General features: G+C 66.5%; 15 protein-coding genes and 2 pseudogenes. 9 read left to right on the top strand and 8 right to left on the bottom strand.

The annotated features are described in order from the left end of the window. Nucleotides 1-115: 115 nt before the first annotated feature. The 3 genes from istB to ltrA all read right to left on the bottom strand — a co-directional run bounded on the left by istB (nucleotide 116) and on the right by ltrA (nucleotide 3,346). Complete coding sequence (istB, locus tag PUT80_RS05395) at nucleotides 116-787, bottom strand: IS21-like element helper ATPase IstB (RefSeq protein ID WP_275291257.1); 672 nt, start codon at nucleotides 785-787, stop codon at nucleotides 116-118. A gap of 31 nt (nucleotides 788-818) precedes the next feature. After that, nucleotides 819-2,183 carry an IS21 family transposase gene (istA, locus tag PUT80_RS05390; protein ID WP_183127884.1) on the bottom strand — a complete coding sequence of 455 codons (1,365 nt, stop codon included), beginning with the start codon at nucleotides 2,181-2,183 and terminating at the stop codon, nucleotides 819-821. A 140-nt stretch (nucleotides 2,184-2,323) separates the two neighbouring features. Continuing rightward, nucleotides 2,324-3,346 (bottom strand): group II intron reverse transcriptase/maturase, encoded by a 1,023-nt coding sequence (gene ltrA, locus PUT80_RS05385; RefSeq protein WP_208637358.1) that lies wholly within the window; start codon nucleotides 3,344-3,346, stop codon nucleotides 2,324-2,326. A gap of 36 nt (nucleotides 3,347-3,382) precedes the next feature. On the opposite strand from ltrA, the gene PUT80_RS05380 reads away from it, so the two are divergent. Next, a complete protein-coding gene (locus PUT80_RS05380) occupies nucleotides 3,383-3,673 on the top strand; it encodes a transposase (protein ID WP_101440879.1) in 291 nt (96 codons plus the stop codon). An 8-nt stretch (nucleotides 3,674-3,681) separates the two neighbouring features. Further along, nucleotides 3,682-4,554 (top strand): IS3 family transposase, encoded by an 873-nt coding sequence (locus PUT80_RS05375; protein ID WP_244194938.1) that lies wholly within the window; start codon nucleotides 3,682-3,684, stop codon nucleotides 4,552-4,554. A gap of 670 nt (nucleotides 4,555-5,224) precedes the next feature. Here the strand turns inward: PUT80_RS05375 and PUT80_RS05370 are convergent. Next, nucleotides 5,225-5,536: a transposase gene (locus PUT80_RS05370; RefSeq protein ID WP_101436350.1), complete on the bottom strand. Its 312-nt coding sequence runs from the start codon at nucleotides 5,534-5,536 to the stop codon at nucleotides 5,225-5,227. Between the two features lie 64 nt (nucleotides 5,537-5,600). Further along, entirely contained in the window at nucleotides 5,601-6,662 is a 1,062-nt protein-coding gene (locus PUT80_RS05365; RefSeq protein ID WP_101435776.1) for an IS110 family transposase, read from the bottom strand. A 567-nt stretch (nucleotides 6,663-7,229) separates the two neighbouring features. Between PUT80_RS05365 and PUT80_RS05360 the strand changes: the two are divergent. Next, nucleotides 7,230-7,748 (top strand): annotated as a pseudogene (locus PUT80_RS05360) (IS30 family transposase); the annotation flags it as partial. On the opposite strand, the gene PUT80_RS05355 reads toward PUT80_RS05360, so the two are convergent. The 3 genes and pseudogenes from PUT80_RS05355 to PUT80_RS05345 form a co-directional block, all read right to left on the bottom strand. Continuing rightward, nucleotides 7,696-8,370 carry an IS3 family transposase gene (locus PUT80_RS05355; protein ID WP_107503638.1) on the bottom strand — a complete coding sequence of 225 codons (675 nt, stop codon included), beginning with the start codon at nucleotides 8,368-8,370 and terminating at the stop codon, nucleotides 7,696-7,698. The pseudogene PUT80_RS05360 and the gene PUT80_RS05355 sit on opposite strands and share 53 nt — an antisense overlap. Before the next feature lie 63 nt (nucleotides 8,371-8,433). Continuing rightward, nucleotides 8,434-9,507: an IS110 family transposase gene (locus PUT80_RS05350; RefSeq protein WP_101434552.1), complete on the bottom strand. Its 1,074-nt coding sequence runs from the start codon at nucleotides 9,505-9,507 to the stop codon at nucleotides 8,434-8,436. Nucleotides 9,508-9,717: 210 nt separating this feature from the next. Next, a pseudogene (locus tag PUT80_RS05345) lies at nucleotides 9,718-10,005 on the bottom strand (transposase); the annotation flags it as partial. A 299-nt stretch (nucleotides 10,006-10,304) separates the two neighbouring features. Here PUT80_RS05345 and PUT80_RS05340 point away from each other — a divergent pair. From PUT80_RS05340 to PUT80_RS05315, 6 genes are all read left to right on the top strand, one after another. After that, the gene (locus PUT80_RS05340; protein ID WP_229858590.1) at nucleotides 10,305-11,375 is read left to right on the top strand and encodes an IS110 family transposase; all 1,071 of its coding nucleotides are present in this window, start codon (nucleotides 10,305-10,307) and stop codon (nucleotides 11,373-11,375) included. An 83-nt stretch (nucleotides 11,376-11,458) separates the two neighbouring features. Further along, nucleotides 11,459-12,997 (top strand): hypothetical protein, encoded by a 1,539-nt coding sequence (locus PUT80_RS05335; RefSeq protein ID WP_101436354.1) that lies wholly within the window; start codon nucleotides 11,459-11,461, stop codon nucleotides 12,995-12,997. A gap of 126 nt (nucleotides 12,998-13,123) precedes the next feature. Beyond that, nucleotides 13,124-13,975: a site-specific integrase gene (locus tag PUT80_RS05330; RefSeq protein ID WP_229858600.1), complete on the top strand. Its 852-nt coding sequence runs from the start codon at nucleotides 13,124-13,126 to the stop codon at nucleotides 13,973-13,975. Further along, on the top strand, nucleotides 13,914-14,210 hold the full coding sequence (locus PUT80_RS05325; protein WP_208637360.1) for a tyrosine-type recombinase/integrase: 297 nt from the start codon (nucleotides 13,914-13,916) through the stop codon (nucleotides 14,208-14,210). The genes PUT80_RS05330 and PUT80_RS05325 overlap by 62 nt, the downstream gene beginning before the upstream one ends. Continuing rightward, entirely contained in the window at nucleotides 14,207-16,480 is a 2,274-nt protein-coding gene (locus PUT80_RS05320; RefSeq protein WP_144639116.1) for a tyrosine-type recombinase/integrase, read from the top strand. Before PUT80_RS05325 ends, PUT80_RS05320 begins: the two co-directional genes overlap by 4 nt. After that, nucleotides 16,470-16,913 carry a DUF6262 family protein gene (locus PUT80_RS05315; RefSeq protein ID WP_101436356.1) on the top strand — a complete coding sequence of 148 codons (444 nt, stop codon included), beginning with the start codon at nucleotides 16,470-16,472 and terminating at the stop codon, nucleotides 16,911-16,913. Before PUT80_RS05320 ends, PUT80_RS05315 begins: the two co-directional genes overlap by 11 nt. Nucleotides 16,914-17,273 lie beyond the last annotated feature (360 nt).

Genomic DNA, 17,273 nt, shown 5'->3' with positions numbered 1-17,273 from the left:
GCTGCACCCTCAACGCTGATCCCGTCATAGACGGAGCAAGGTAATCCGTCCACAACGGACGCAAGGGAGGCACGCCAACCCAATCGTGTACATCGTGGACACTCAACCCGAGCAGTCAGATAACCGCCGCGACGGTCGCGTCACCGAAAGCCGTTGCCCAGTCAGCAATGCCGACGTTCGTCGTCAAGATCGTGGACGACTTGAGGTAACGCTGGTTGATCACCTGAAACAACGCCGAGGCCCCGTCTCCGGGCAACGGGAGATAGCCGAGCTCGTCGATCACGAGCAGTTTCGGTCCGGCGAAGAACCGCATGCAGGTCTGCCAGCGCCCTTCGACCGCGGCCTTGTGACAGCGAGCGGCGAGGTCGGCCGCGGTGGTGAAGTAGACCCGGTTGCCGGCTTCGGCCGTCCCGCGCGCGAGCGCGGTGGCGAGCATCGTCTTGCCGACCCCGGGCGGCCCGACGAACAACACGTTTGAGGCGTCGTCGAGGAACCGCAACGTCGCCAGGTCGCGGATGAGTTTCTCGTCGACCCCAGGCTGGGCGGCGAAGTCGAAGTCCGCCAGGGTCCAGGGATCCGGGAGGCAGGCGAACCGCAACCGGCCGGCCAGGCGGCGTTCTTCGGTGGCGTTGACCTCGATCTCCAGCAGCCGCTCCAGCGCCGCGGTCATCGACAGGTTCTCCGCGCGAGCTTGGTCGAGGATTCGGGGCAGGGCTTCGGCGGCGTTGTCGAGCTTCAGATAGGAGAAGTGCGAACGGAGTTGCTGATAGCGGCGGGCCTCGCTCATCTGTGGCCCTGAACGGTTTCCGGACAAGTGATCAGTCCTCCTCGGACTCATAGGTCTCATGGGTGGGTGCGCTGGCCAGCTTCGCCGCGGTGGCGGCGTAGGTGGCCAGGTCGATCACGACGTGAGCCGCGGGCCCCGTCGCGGGCAGGCCGCGCAGTCGTGCTGCTTCGGCCGACGCCGCCGCCGACGGCGGCCGGCGCGTCTTGTGGGTGCAGAGCCGATCGGTGCTGAACGCGCCCATCGCGGCGTGTTCGAGCGCGATCACGTGCCCGTCATCGCGCACGACCCGCCCGGCCCCGTCTGGGGCGCGGTGGTGGACCGCGACCGTCGCGCCGCCCTCGGTGACGATCCGCAGCATGTCTGCGCCGAGCCGGTGGCGGACCTGAACCTGCGCGCCGCCCAGCCCGGGTGGGACGGAGTAGGAGTTGCCGCGGAAGGCGACCAGCGCCTGCGGTGTGACGGTCCGGGGCAGGTCGAACTCGGCCGGGAACGCGACCAACGGCGGGGCATGCAGCCGCTCGGCAGCGGCCAGGCCGGCGACGGTGGTGCGCTCGCCGTCGAGGACCCGGCGGCGGCTGTCAAGCTTGGCCGCGAGCCGGTCCAGCCTGGCCTGGGCCTCGGCGATCGTGACGTCGTCGCCAAGGGTGCGCCACCAGCGCTGCGCGGCCGAGTGGTTGGCCTTCTCGACCACGCCCTTGCGGTTCCCGCGCCGCGGCGGACACGTCACCGATCGGACCCCGTAGTGCTTCGCGACCTGCGCGAACGCAGCCGTGATTCGGCCGGAGGCGGGGTGGCAGACCGTGGCCATCCGGTCGAAGCGCCAGACCTGGGTCACCCCGCCCAGGCGCCGGACCACCGCGTCGAGGGCCTCGACCAGGTGTGGGAAGTCCTCGGCATCGGCCAGGATGCCGCGCCACTTGCTCGAGTGCGCCAGCGCCCCGACCAGCAGATGTGCCTGCTTCCCGGCGCCCCAGCTCGCGGGTGGGTCCGGCAGTTCGAGCCAGTCCCACTGGGTTTCCTCGCCCGGCGGGTGGGTGATGATCGCGACGTCTCGGCCGCGGGAAACCTGGCAAGGCTCGCAGTGCGGGCGCAGCTGATAGCGGCGCAGCGCCCTGGTGAACGTCGAGTAGCCGCCCTCGTAGCCGAGCTCGGTGACCTCGTCCAGCAGCGTCGCCGCCCACAGGTGCGGGTCGTCGGCCAGTCGGGCGCGGCAGTAGGCCACGAACGGCTCGAACGGGTCCGGCCGCGCCGACCGGCGCTTGCCCGGCACCACCTCGCCGGACAGGTAGCGGCGGATGGTCTTGCGGTCACGCCCGAGATGTCGCGCGATCGCCGAGACCGACCAGCCTTGAGCACGCAGCGCCTGCGCCTCCACGTCTTCCTCCAGAGTGAGCATCCACGCCTCCGGCCACGGTCACGGTGATCAACACCGAAACCGTCACCCGGAGGCCACTGACCAGCGCAAACGACGCGCCAACAGGACACCCCAACTGGGGAATTTCAGAGAGCAGGACTGGCCCTATTCGGAGAGCACCATCAGTACTGCAACCAGCCCCGCACGATCGGGTTGATCCATCGCGCGATCTGGCCCAGAGTCCAGTCGGTATGCCGATGCAGCCGCCAACCGCGCACTTCGCGGTTGATCCGCTTCTCGGCCTCTTTGCTGATCGCAGGCAGGAACGACCCGAACAACTGACCGTTTTTGTCCCGCGCGGTCCGCGCCCGGAACTCGTACCCCAGAAACGTGAACGACGTGTGCTCATACGAGCCGGTCCGCCGGTTCCAGTTCTGGCAGTACACGACTTTCGTCTTGTCCGGGTGCAGCGTCAGCCCGACCTTGGTCAGGCGCTTGGTGATGGCGTCGCGCAGCATCAGCGCTTGCTTCTCGCTGACACAGTGCACAACGGCGTCGTCCACATACCGCTCGTACGCGACGCCCGGGAACTTCCGAGCCATCCACGCGTCGAAGGCGTAGTGCATGAATAGGTTCGCCAAAATCGGGGATACCACAGACCCTTGAGGGGTTCCCCGGTCCCGTCGTTCCAGCGTCCCATCCGAACGTTGCAGCGGCGCGGACAGCCACCGCTGCACATACAACACCACCCAAGCTGAGTCGGTGTTGGCCCGGACCGCCTTCATCATCAGTTCGTGATCCACGGTGTCGAAGAACTTCGAGATGTCCAAGTCGAGCACCCACTCGGCTCTCAAACACCGCCGCCGGCACGCCGCGACCGCGTGCAGCGCCGAGCGTTTCGGCCGATAACCGTACGAGTCGGGATGGAACATCGGCTCCACCCGCTTCTCGATCTCCATGGCCACCACCGTCTGCGCAACCCTGTCCGCAACCGTCGGAACACCCAGAACACGAACTCCGCCACCGGTTTTCGGGATCTCCACCGCCCGCACGGGCGGCGGAAAGTACGTCCCCGAGGACATCCGATTCCAGACCTTGTAGAGATTGTTCCGCAAGTCGGCTTCGAATTCCTCGATCGACACACTGTCGACCCCGGCGGCACCCTTGTTGGCCTTGAGCTTCCCCCGGTTGTCCGGACACCTCACCTGAGGTGACCGCCGGTCACCAGGGAGGATGTTCTCGTGCCTGCACCACACCTGCCTGAGTTCCGTCAGCGTGCCGTCGAGCTGGCCCGGCTGGGCGACAAACCCGTCGCCGCACTGGCGAAAGATCTGGGCATCAGCCAGTCCTGCCTGCGCAACTGGATGGCCCAGGCCGACACCGACGAAAACGGTTCGGCCACCCGGCTCTCCAGCTCGGAAAAGAAGGAACTGGCCGAGCTGCGCCGCAAAAACCGGCAACTCGAACTGGAAAACGAGATCCTGAAACGGGCCGCCGCCTACTTCGCGCGCGAGAACATCCTCCCAAAGTAACGTTCCCGCTGGTCCACGAACTCGCCGCCGACGGAATCGACGTCGCGGTGGCCTGCCGGGTCCTGAACGTGTCCCGTTCCGGGTATTACGACTGGCGCGATCGGCCGATATCCGAGCGAGACCGGGACAACGAGCTGCTGCTGAAACACGTCGAGCAGATCCATGCCGATTCCCGACAAACCTACGGATCACCGCGAGTCCACGCCGAATTGACGCTGGGCTTGGGCCTGCCGGTGAACCGCAAACGCGTCGAACGGCTCATGCGCGAGGCCGGCATCCAGGGCCTCTACCGGCGGAAACGAGCCCGGACCACCATTCGCGACCCGGCCGCCGAACCCGCCCCGGACCTGGTCAACCGCCACTTCGCCGTCACCGAGCCGGACCGGCTGTGGATCACCGACATCACCGAGCACCCCACTGCCGAAGGGAAACTGTACTGCGCCGCGGTCATGGACGCCCATTCCCGGCTGATCATCGGCTGGTCCATCGCCGGCCACATGCGCACCGAACTCGTCACCGACGCGCTCGGCATGGCCATCATCCGACGCAAACCCGACCACAATGCGACGATCCTGCATTCCGACCACGGCTCCCAATACACCTCCTGGGCATTCGGACAGCGACTCCGCGCCGCCGGACTGCTCGCCTCCATGGGCACCGTCGGCGACTGCTACGACAACGCGATGATGGAATCGTTCTGGGGAACCCTCCAACTCGAACTCCTCGACCAGAAACAATGGGAAACCCGCGACCAGCTTGCCAACGCGATATTCGAATGGATAGAATGCTGGTACAACCCGAAACGGAGACACTCCGCCATCGGGATGCACAGCCCCGTCACCTTTGACGCCTTGCACACCCGGTCAGACCAAGATCACTGACCCCACACCGCAGGTGTCCGCCAAACGGGGGGAAACTCACCTTGACCCTGCCAAACGCTTTTGCCACAGCCCATTTCGAAATTTCGAACGGCTTCATCAACGGCCCTGATCGACTCACGCGGCTCCTCCCGGCTGCTGCCGGTTGACCGCATCAGCGACCCGAATGGTCCGGCCCCTTCGCTCCACACCCATTACAGGCGCTTCACCACTACTACGAGCCGGTCCGCCAGCACGCCCCGCATCGGTACTCAACGCCTTACAGTTCTTGCTGCTTGGCGCACTCCCTCTCGCTGCCGAAGCAGCAGTATCAGGGCATGCCTTCCCACGTTCCGTGCGAACGCCGCAGATCAGGCTCACGTCGCCTCCATGCCGGACACCGCCTGGCCAGAAATCGGGACCCCCGCCAGACTTATCCCGGTGCCAAAAAGACGCCCCGGTTTCGATGTCATCTGTTTCCATTTCGACACGTCGTCAGCGATTCACTCACGTTCGTCTTCCTGATCCCCGCCTGACGCCCTCCAACGGGGCACCTTTTCCTCATCGCTCACCACGACGGTCGTCAGCCAACGCAGCATGAGGTGGTTTGGAGCCTCCCACCCGACGGGCGACTCCGAAGGGCCACAACCCCTTCATCATCCGCACAGCACCACGATCTGCTACCTGACCTACTTCACGCAGCGTCTCGTGTTCGTGGCACACCTTTTACCAGGAACGCGTTGTCCTTCTCCAACTCGCCGACCTGCCGTCGCAGCCGCGCCAGCTCGGCCCGCTCGGCCGGCTCCAGGGGTTTCTCCCCGTGGACCTCGGCGGCGGCGATCCTGCGCCGCTCGTCTTTGACCCAGGTGCTCAACATCCCTGGGTCGATTCCCAGTTCGCGGGCGACGTCGGCGATCGTGCGGTCGGAATCGATCACACGATGCGCAGCCTCGACCTTGTACTCGGCCGTGCAGGACCGGCGTTTGCGAGGAGGCATGATGGACATCCTTCCAGCAGGACGGTCGTCCTGCTAACTCGGTGTCCACTCCCCGGGGGTTCCTCTGTGTTTGTCAAGCGGCTGCGTGAAGTGGTGGTGGTGTTGACGGAGCGTGGCGTTGTTCGTCGCCGATCATGGTGCGCCAGACGTGGTCGGCGAGTCGGCGTTTGAGGCAGCGCATGGCTTCGTTGTGGGTCTTGCCTTCGGCGATCTTGCGGTCGTAGTAGAGGCGTCCCCGGCTGCCGTGCATGCGCACCTGTGTGAGGGCGATGGTGTGCAGGGCGTTGTTCAGTTGGCGATCGCCCTGGCGTGAGAGTCGGTGCCGGGCCTTGTCGGCGCTGGCGATCTCGATGGGTGCGACACCGGTGTAGACCGCGAAAGCTGCGGCTGTCGGGAATCGAGATGCCAGGCTGGTGCGTCCCAGCAGCCGGGCTGCCACGACCGGCCCCACGCCGGCGATGTCGGTCAGGCGGCTATTGGAGTCCTTGATCGCCTCTTCCATGCGTTGTTTGTTCGCTTTCAGCCGGCGATCCAGCGCGCGGATGTCGGTGATCAGCTCCCGGGCGAGGTCCTTGCGGGCTCGTTCAACTGACGATTGCGGTCGGCTTCGGGTCAGAGCGGCGGCGGCCTGGTCGGCGGTGAGGTCGGTGGGCACGCCGCCGGGAAGCAAGTCACGCAGCAGGGCGTGTAACTGGTTGACCGTGCGCGTGCGCTGCTGGGTCAGGTTGAGGCGACGCTCGTCCAACAGCCCCAGCACTGTCGAGGCGCCCTCGGCAGTCACCGGCAGGGCATCGCCTTGCAGGGCGGCCACGCTGGCCGCTGCCGCGGCATCCAGAGCATCGTTTTTGCGGCGCCCGCCTCGGGAAAGCTCCCGGACCCTGGCGGTGGCCGTCGGCGGCACGTCCACCACTGTCTCGCCACGTGCGATCAACCATTGCGCCAGGTGCCGCCCGAGCCCTCGCGCGTTCTCCACCGCCCACCGGCGCTCGGAGAACTGCTTCGCCCACGCCAGCAACCGGCGGTACTCCGGTAACGCCGCGTCGATCCGAACCGTCTCCAGTGGACGGTGGGTCTGCGGATCCAACGCCGACGCCGTGTGGCTGGACTTATGCGGATCAACCCCGATGACGACCATCAACCGCGCTCCTCCATGCGAGATACGGGAAGCCGCGGTCGACATTCCGACTTTCAGCCTGTGACGCTCACACCTCTGTTGAGTCAGACCGCAGCCGGTGCCGAGCCAGGCCACACACCCCCGGCGAGCCAACCCATCCGGGCGGCAGGAACCTCACGAGCGAGCCCAACCCGACACCTCCGGCAGACTACGGCCAGTGATCATCCAACCTGTCCAACCGGTAGCCACATACAAGTCGGAACCTCAGTTGCCCGACCTGCGGAGGACTTCTGTTGCACGCCGATCACCCGCCACGAAGCCCCCACGAATGGGAAACGTGGCGGGCCGTCATCAGGAAGGCGATCTCCAAGCAGTACATCGCCTTCACAGACGATGACTCGCCGGACGATCACAGGCTCCGTCTCCTTCACACCCTTTGTCGGCGACGGATTGGAGCCGTCAGGCCGACAAATCCCGCGCCTTCTCCTGACCCCGAGCCCTTGGGGCTTGCTTGAGCCGTGTGCGGTGAACAGCTGCTTGCACGGTTCTGAGGGGGCGGGGACGCAGTAATGCGTCCCCGCTACCCGACTGATCATCGGCGTGGGCAGCTCCGCGATCGGCACGCTGGTCGACCGGAGCACCAGGTTCACGATGCTGCTTCACCTGCCTCGCATGGACGGTCACGGCGTCGAACCGCGAGTGCACAACGGTCCCGCTCTCGCCGGCCGCGGCGCCGAGGCCGTCCGGGACGCGATCGCCTCGGCCATCGCCACGCTGCCCGAACCGCTGCGGCGGTCGTTGACGTGGGATCGCGGAAAGGAGATGGCCCAGCACGCCCGGCTGCGCATCGATACCGGCATCAAGGTCTACTTCGCCGACCCGCACAGTCCCTGGCAACGCGGCACCAACGAGAACACGAACGGCTTGCTGCGCCAGTACTTTCCCAAGGGCACCGATCTGTCCCGCTGGAGCCGTGACGAACTCGACGCCGTTGCTGCCGCTCTCAATAGCAGGCCCCGCAAGGCACTTGGCTGGAAGACGCCTGCCGAAGCCCTCAACGATCAGCTATTGTCGCTCCAGCAAGCCGGTGTTGCGACGACCGATTGATCTCAAGCTGACTGCCCGCGTCAGAATGATGAACCAGCTTGTCCTCACCTTCCTTCCACTGGTACGATCTGTCCCGCAAGCCAATTTCGATGGCGTCGATGGCGTCGAGGACTAGGTCTGTTTCCTTGGACATGCTGCACGTCCACCCGACGATTTTTCGGGAGAACACGTCAATCCCGAACGCGGTATACACAGTGCCCGCCCAGGTGGACACGTAGGTGAAGTCCGCCACCCACAACCGATTCGGCGCGCCCGCCGTGAACTGGCGTTTCACCAGGTCCAGGGCTCGGACACCGTCCTTGTCGGACACGGTGGTACGGACCGTCTTCCCACGAACAGCGCCGGCCAGGCCCATGTTCCGCATGAGCCGCTCCACCCGGCACCGCCCCACCGCGACGCCTTCACGCCGCAATTCCCGCCAAATCTTCCGGGCGCCGTAAACCTGGTAATTCTCGTCATACACGCGCTGGATTTCCTTCTTCAATTCCTCATCACGCACCTCCCGCGCCGACTTCGGGCGCGTCAAAGCCGCATAGTAAGTGGACGGAGCGATCTTCACACCGAACTCGGTCAGCGTGGTACAGATCGGCTCGACTCCGAACCGGTCCTTGCATTCCGTGATGAACGTTACGAGCGTGACTGTCGAGGGTCGAGCTCCCTGATGCTCCTATGTCAAGCCCCTATGTCAAGCCGCCTGCGGCAGCGGTGCAGATTCGGTTGTGGTCGGCCGCTTGGCCGGCGCGGCACGGTGCTCGTCGGCCAGAAGTGCGCGGAACACAACGTCGGAGAGCCGTCGCCGGAGCAGGCGGATGGCCTCTTTGCGGGTCTTGCCGCGCGCGAGGAGCTTGTCGACGTAGTCCTTGCCCGGTCCGATGCCTCGAACCTGGGTGATGGCGATCATGTGCAGGGCGCAGTTGATGGTGCGGTTGCCGCCGCGATTGAGCCGGACCTTGCCAGAGCTGCTGCCCGACCAGACGGGGATCGGGGCGGTTCCACTGAACCGGGCGTAAGCGTCCTTCGAGCGAAACCGTTGCGCCCCAGCCGTTTCCCCAAGGATAACCGCGGCGCCCAGAACCCCGCAGCCGGGGACTTCCAGCAGCGTGGGCGCCAGGACGCGCACCCGGTCACGCAGTTCACGCTCCAGGGCGTTGATCTGCATCGTGAGCTCCCGGCAGCGAGCCAGCAGTTCGCGGGCGATGCGCGCCACAAGACCGTCGCGGCCGGCCAGGCGGCGGGCCAACTCATCGATGACGCAGTAACGGCGCAGACCACGCGCGGGGACATGCAAGTTCGGGTCGATTTCGTGCAGGTGCCAGCGCAACCGATTGATCAGCTCCGTGCGCTGCTCGACGAGGTTGTGGCGGTAGTCGACCAGCAGCTTCACCTCGCGAGTCGGCCCATCCAGCTGCGCGACGGCCAGGTCTGGCTCGCGCAGAGCCGCGTGCGCCACTGCCAACGCATCGATCGGGTCGGACTTCCCGGGCGCGCGCCCGCTGCGACGGGACGCGGCCATCAGATGGGTGGGCACCCGCGCCACCGCGCACCCGGCGCTCAGCAAGTCACGTTCCAGCCTGCGTGTGACATGCCGGCAATCCTCGACCGCGAAGCGCGCGTTCGGCCACTGGCCGGCCCATTCCACAATCTTCAAGTGGTCCTCGCTGGTGGTGCCGACCGTCCGCTCGGCCAGCTTCCGGCCGATCCCGTCAACGGCTACCAGCGTGTGGCTGCGTTTGTGCGCATCCACACCGATCACGACCATGCTCAACCCGGGTTCCCTTTCCTCGCAGACCGATGACACCATCGGGCGAGGCGGGCACGCGTCAATCGGGCCTGCGGCGCGCTCCTATGAAGCCACATCCTCGCCCAGCGGGTGTCCGGCGGGGCCGCACATCAGGACAAGCCACCAGTCGCCTGGGGCAGCGAAGAAACGAGCGAACCCTGCCGGACACCAAGATCATGACATTGACGCGAAGAAAATCGACGCCGCTTTCAAAATCTCCGTCGCCCGACGCAATTCTCGGTTTTCGCGTTCAAGCTCACGAATCCGCTCCGCCTCCGCGCTCGTCGGCCCCGGTCGCTCCCCGGCACCCGCCTCCGCCTGGCGCACCCACCGGCGCAGCGTCTCCGCCGTCACCCCCACCTTCTCCGCGATCGACCGGATCGCGTCCCACTGCGACGAATACTGCCCCACCTGCTCAAACACCAACGCAACCGAGCGTTCACGCAGCTCACGCGGGTACCTCGACGACCGTCCCATGATCATATTCTCCACTCACACGTGGAGTCTCCATCAAACCCAGTGAGACTTGCGGGGCAGACGTCACCGGCGGGGTCTGACTCGATCAAACCCTGACCTCGAATGGGAGTGTCTTCGCCCCGATCTGTCGGCCTTGCCGGGGCGTCTGCTTGGTACGCGCCGGAGGGCCGGGACGTGACTTGATAGGAGCTTGCGACCGCCCATCACTGGTTTGTCCGCCCAGCCGTCCGGCGCGTGCCGCCTTGCCCGGAACGTCCCGCAGGAAGGCGACAGGCCCCAGGATGGCACAACGCGGTCAGATGAAAAAGCCCAGCAAGCGCAGGATTGCCGGTGGGGTGGACACCCACGGCGACACCCATCACGCGGCGGTGGTGCTGCTCAACGGCGCGCGGGTGGCCGATGCGGAGTTCCCCGCCACCCAGCGGGGATACGACCAGCTGCTGAGCTGGCTGCGCTCACACGGCAGACTGCACGCGGTCGGCGTGGAGGGCACCAGTTCTTACGGGGCGGGCCTGGCGCGCCACCTGGCCAGCACGGACGTGACGGTTGTCGAGGTCAACCGGCCCGACCGCCGCCAGCGCCGCGCGAAGGGCAAGTCCGACCCGCTCGATGCCTACGCCGCCGCCGAGGCCGTGCTCGCCGGCCGGGCCACGGCCATTCCCAAGGCGGGCAGCGGAATCGTGGAGGCAATCCGCACCCTGCACACCACCCGCGCCGGCGCGGTTAAATCCCGTACGGCCGCGATGAACGAGCTACGGTCGCTGCTGGTGACCGCCCCAGCCGACCTGCGCGACCGGCTACGCGGCCTCGGCGCGGTCGGCCTGGTTGAGGCATGCCTGCGCTTGCGCCCGGCAGGCGACCCGGCCAGCCCGCAGGCAGCTGCCCGGGTGGCGCTACGCGCCTTGGCCCGCCGCCACCGCAACCTGACCACCGAGATCGCTGATCTGGATGCCCAGCTGCGGCCGCTGGTTGAACGGGCCTGTCCCCGGCTGATCGCCATCCACGGCGTGGGCTACGAGACCGCCGCCCAGCTCCTGATCACCGCCGGCGACAACCCCGACCGAATCGGATCCGAGGCCGCCTTCGCCGCTCTCTGCGGCACCGCCCCAATCCCCGCTTCCAGCGGCAAGACCCACCGCCACCGCCTGTCCCGCGGCGGCGACCGCCAAGCCAACCGCGCCCTGCACCTGATCGCCTGCACACGCTTGGCCACCTGCCCCAGAACCCGCGCCTACCGCGACCGCCGCGCCCAGCAACAACTATCCACAAAGGACATCCTTCGCTGCCTCAAACGCTACCTCGCCCGCGAGATCTACAAAGTCATCACCACACTGCACGCCCCCGACCACGAACTTCCAGCTACCGCTTGACAAACCATAGGAGCATCAGTGACCAAACGCGTTCAGTCTTCGCGGGAGCGACTGTCTGCGTCGAAGCGGGTCTGGCATTGCCGGTGAGAACCACGGGACCGGTTTTCGATGAGGACGTCTGGGATTTCACCGAGGTCATCGGTCTACGGGTGCAGATGACGCCGGCCCGCCGCCGGTTCGACTTCACCCTCATCGCCGACGCCCGCTGGCGGCTGGTTGCCAAGGAACTGGTCCTGGCCCTGCTTGCGCCTCGACACGAAGCCGTCGCGGTGCTGCCGCGCGCCCTGCGCACACCGCTGCACCCACAGACCTGCCACGGACGACTGGCCGAGCTGACCCGGTGGTTCACCTGGCTCGCCAAGTACGGCATCGTCAGCCTCGACGAGGTCGACGAGGACTGCTGCGCGGCATACCTGGCCCACCGCCGCTACGTTCGTGACGCGGACGGTGTCGTTGTCGGTGATCGCAGTCCCGCCGTCCGCCGAGCCGCTGCGCAGACGGTCGTCGACTTGCTCAACTATCGGGAGCTGTTCACCACTGATCGGGTCCGGGCGGACCTGCGGCCTTGGTCGGGCGCTTCTCCATCGGCCGTCGCCGAGATGCGATCCGGCCGGGACGGCAACACCACCCCGCCACTGGACGATCGAGTGCTGCAACCTCTGCTGGCCGCAGCGCTCTACCTGGTGACCGTGATCGGCCCGCGCACGGCCGAACTCACCGCTCAGATGCGCGAGCAACGCCAGTGGAAGCGTCGCCGAGACCCCGCCCATGACCTCCGCAAACAACCCCCAGAATCTCGAAAGGGATTCGCCCGCGTCCTCAGCGAATACCGGCAGGCCCGTCGACCGTTGCCGTTGCTTCCCGACCATATCGTCGCCGAGCGCGTGGACGCGGGCTGGTCCGTCAACGACCCGCTGACCCCGCTCGCGCTCGACAATTTGGCCAGGCAAGCCGGCTACGTCGTCTTCAACCCGAGCTGGACGCGCACGCTGCGCGATGTGATCGAGTCGACGCTCGACGTCGTCGGGGCAGAGAAACCCTTGGGACGCAACGCCACACACGTTCCTCTCGCCAACAACGACAACGAGACGGTCCCCTGGACTCTTCCCTTGCATGACGCCGAGGCACGCACGTTACTGGGTGCAGTCCGCACCGCGGCAATCATCACGATCACCCTGACCAGCGGGATGCGCTCGAGCGAGCTGATGGAGCTGCGGGCCGGCTGCCGCCAGCCCCCGCAAGAACACGCACCGGGGCTGGTGCGCTACCGGCTGGCCAGCCGCGTCGTCAAGGGCAAGCCGCTGGGCGGCGTCGAGGACGAGTGGGTCGTCGTCGAACCGGCCTACCTGGCCGCCGGCCTGGCCGAGCAACTCCTGGACGATCCCCAGTCCGGCGCCCTGTTGTTCGGACGGTTCGCCTTCGACGTCCGCTATCGATGGTTCCGCAACTGGGTGAATGGTCCCACTGGTCGCCGACTCGGACTGGCTTCCATCCCCGAGGACAACGTCACCATGCGCGCCATGCGCCGAACCCTGGCCCTTGAACTGGCCTACCGCCCCGGAGGGCTGCTGGCCGCGAAGGTCCAGCTGAAGCACATTTCCGTTGTTATCTTGAGCTGCTGAACGTGTGTCTTCCATGTGCGCCACGGGTTCGTGGGGCGGCGTGATCGACCTGGTGGACGTGGTTATCTCCGGCTCGTCTATCACGTTGATCACGTTGGAGGAGTTGTGCACGTTCAGCGCGTGGCGATGCCCGCGTCCCGGGTTCCATCCTGGACCGTCCTGAACGAGGACGGTATCCAGGTCGAGCCGATCGAGCGGTATCTGACCTACCTGACCGACATCGAGCGATCCCCGAACACCGTCAAGGCGTACGCCCATGATTTGAAGGACTACTGGGTCTTTCTGTGGCAGCGCGGGTTGGACTGGCGGGAGACCCGGTTGGAAGACATCGGTGAATACGTCGCGTGGCTGCGGCTGCCGCCGGCCGGCCGCGACGGCCACGTGGCCGTGTTGCCGTCGGTCCAGCCGCACGTGACGGCGTCCACGGTCAACCGGAAGCTCTCGGCGCTGGCGGCGTTCTACACCTACCAAGCGCGCAACGGCGTGGACGTCGGCGAGCTGCTGACCACCTGGCAGCTACCGGGCCGCCGGGGCGGGTGGAAGCCGTTCCTGCACCACATCAGCAAGGGCAAACCCCAGCCTCGGCGGGCGATCTCGCTGCGGGCCGAGAAGAAGCTCCCTCGCGTCCTGACAGTGGCGGAGATGCAGTCCATCATGGACGCCTGCGGTCGACTGCGGGATCGCTTCCTGCTTGCGTTGTTGTGGGACAGCGGCGTTCGCGTCGGCGAAGCGTTGGGGCTTCGGCACGCCGACATCGCCGCGGCTGAACGCGAGGTGACGATCGTGCCGCGGATCAACGACAACGGCGCGCGGTCGAAGTCGCGCGAGCAGCGCACCATCCCGGTGTCGGCGGAACTGATCCGGTTGTGGGGCGACTATCTGCACTGCGCAGTATGGCGATCTGGACTCGGACTACGTGTTCATCAACTTGTGGGCCCAGCCCCTGGGGCACCCATGGTCCTACCCGGCAGTCTATGACCTGGTGCGACGACTACGGCGGCGAACGGGGATCGCGTTCGACCCGCATTGGTGCCGGCATTCGGCGGCGACCAGGATGTTGCGCGACGGAGTCCCGATCGAGGTCGTGTCCAAACTCCTCGGTCATTCCTCTGTGACCACCACGCTTTCCGTCTATGGGCACCTCACGGCCGAGGACGCCCGGCGGGAGTTGGAGAAGGCCGGCTGGTTCACGGGGCGCGAGGTGAGCTGGTGACCACGTCCAAGGTGACGCCCGTCGGCGCGGTGCGTCCAGGCCTGCTGGAGAAGCTGGTCGCCGCGGTCCGACCGGAGTTCAGAGCAGAGATTCTGGCGTTCGGCCCGGACGATCCTGTCTTGGGTGGAAAGCCTTGCCGGGTAACGGGATGCGGGCGCACGGGTCGTATCCGAGGGTTGTGCTTCGGCCATGACAGCCGTTGGCGGCGCGAAGGAAAGCCAGACCTGGGCCACTTCATCGCCACTACCGACCCGAGGATGAAGGGTCACCAGCCCTTGGCGTCGTGCCGGATTCCGGGCTGCCTCAGGGGACGGAAGGAACGGGGGCTGTGCACGCGCCACCACTACGCCTGGCAGCGGTCGGGCCAGTCCGACCTCAACCAGTGGGTGGCCGCGCTGCCGCCGGTAGTGGAGCCCGATCCGCCGGCGACATGCCGGATCGCCTACTGCGACCTATGGGTCCATGCGGACTTGCCGTTCTGCCTGACGCACGGCATCCGCTGGAAAGAACAAGGCCGGCCGGACATCGACGACTACGCCCGCGGCTACGAGAACGACTCCACACCCGGCCACGAGCGCATCGACCTGCGCGAACTGGACGCGCATCTGCGACTGGAGACGCAGTACGCCTTGCAGTGCCGGCACGACGATGCAGCGATCCGGATCGCGCCGAGCGCGGTGCAGGTCGTGGTCAACTTCCTCGCCGCCACCGAGGTTTCCTCGCTGCTGGACCACGACGAACACGCTTGGCTACAGGCGTGGAAGCAACGATTCCCCAAGCGAGCACGGTTCTCCAACGGCGACTCCGGTCGCGCGCTGCTCATCTATGCGCGCCGCAAGGTCGAGGAGTCGCATCTCGGCCGAGGCTGGGACGTCGAGTACCGCCGTGACGTCTGGCGGCTGCGCAACCTAGGGGTCGAGGAGGGGCCCGCGACGGTGCGGTTCGACCAGATCAGCCAGACCTGGCTCAAAGAACTGGCCAAGCGGTGGATCCGGTGGCGGCTGAGCAGCGGCCTCGGCACCGGATCGGCCACCAAGGCCGCGCTCGCGCTCACCAGCTTCAGCCGGTTCCTGACCTCGCCCGCCGTCGGTGTCGACCGGCTCGCCCAGGTCGACCGGCCCCTGCTGGAACGCTACCTGGCCGACCTGCACACCGAGCTGGCCGGCAAGAAGATCCACGGCGAACGCATCAGCCAGCTGCACCTGTTCCTGCAAGCCATCCGCCGGCACGGGTGGGATGAATCGCTGCCCGCGAATGCGACGCTCCACAGCGAGGACTTCCCCAAGAAGGGGCAGTTGCTTCCCCGGGCGCTGGCCGAACACGTCATGACGCAACTGGAAGATCCCCACAACCTCAATCAGTGGAACGACCCCGACCGTCGGCTGATCACCCTCATCCTCATCCGCTGCGGGCTCCGGCTTGGTGACACCCTGCGCCTGGCCGTCGACTGCGTCGTCCACGACGCCGACAACGCCCCCTACCTGCGCTACGTCAACCACAAAATGAAACGCGAGGCCCTCGTGCCCATCGATGAGGAACTCGAAGCCCAGATCATCAAGCAGCGACGAAAAGTCAGCGACTGCTGGCCGAACCGGATCCCAGTGCTCTTTCCCCGCTCCAGAGCCAACCCCGACGGCAGCAAGCGCGCCAGCCACTCCGGCTACCAGCACGCGCTGGCCGAATGGCTGCGCCGCTGCGACATCCGCGACGCCCACGGCAACCCTGTCCATGTCACCCCGCACCAATACCGACACTCACTCGGAACCCGGTTGATCAACCTCGACGTCCCTCAAGAAGTCGTCCGACGCATACTCGATCACGATTCTCATGCCATGACGGCCCACTACGCCCGGCTGGCCGACACCACAATCCGCCGGCACTGGGAAAAGGCTCGCAAGGTCAACGCGACCGGCCAAACCGTCACCCTCGCCCCGGACGGCCCGATGGCCGAGGCGGCCTGGGCCAAGCAACGCATCGGCCGCGCCACCCAGGCCCTGCCCAACGGCTACTGCTCGTTGCCGCTGGTCAAGACCTGCCCGCATGCCAATGCTTGTTTGACATGCCCGATGTTCGTCACGACCGCCGAGTTCCTGCCCCAGCACCGGCACCACCATCAAGAAGTCCTTCAGATCATCTCCGCGGCCGAGGCCCGCGGCCACACCCGGCAGGCGGAGATGAACCGGCAGGTCGCCGACAACTTGGAGAAGATCATCACCACGCTTGAGGTCGACGATCCCGGCCAGCAAGAGGCGGCCGCCGATGCGTCCTGACAACACTAAGCCGATCATCGCCGCCGCCCGGCGGCGCCACGAGTTGACACGGGCCAAAGCGATCCAAGCACTACGCGAACTCGACCATGCCGGCACGCCGGTCACCTTCCACACTGTCGCCACTGCGGCTGCAGTCTCCCGGTCCTGGCTCTACGCCCAGCCCGACATCCGGGCCGAGATCGAGCGCCTCCGCGAGGCCACGGGACGCACGCCCACGCCGCCGATCCCGGCCAGCGAACGCACGACCGAGTCCTCGGCCCTGGCCAGGCTCGATGCTGCACTCAAACGAAACCGTGAACTCGCAGAGGAAAACCAGCGCCTGCGGCGCCAACTGGCCCACGCCCTCGGCCAGCTTCGTCATACACCCGACGCCAGCGACCCGACTGCTCCCGGCAAACGACGTCGCTCTTCGGTAACGATCGGGCCCTGCTGACAGGGATCCCACTACCAGCGGCGGCCGCGTCGGCGACACCGTTCACGACGTGGCCGCCCAGGTCACAGCCGGGATCAAATCGAAAGCTCAAGATAACCGTTGCTACGCCGTAGTCCTTCGCCGTGACCTCCCAGCCCAGGCATTCGATACCCGACCAGAAGTTCCCCACCCGAAATGAGGGGCGGGTGCGCACCGCGAACCAGCCCAGATCCACCGGGTTCGAGCTGGCGGCCCATGAAGAGGCGTAACAACACCGGTTTCTCGCGTATACCTTCCCGTCTCGCTCACCGCGCCCGGCCCATCCGGCAGTGCTGGACCGACGCGACTTCGTCGAGGCTGCTCCCACCCTCCCCGGCGACC

It is taken from the genome of Amycolatopsis sp. La24 (assembly GCF_029087445.1).
GTDB classification, from domain to species: Bacteria; Actinomycetota; Actinomycetes; order Mycobacteriales; family Pseudonocardiaceae; genus Amycolatopsis; species Amycolatopsis nivea.
The sequence above is the reverse complement of the archived record's forward strand: the minus strand, read 5'-3'. Positions and strand labels throughout refer to the sequence as shown.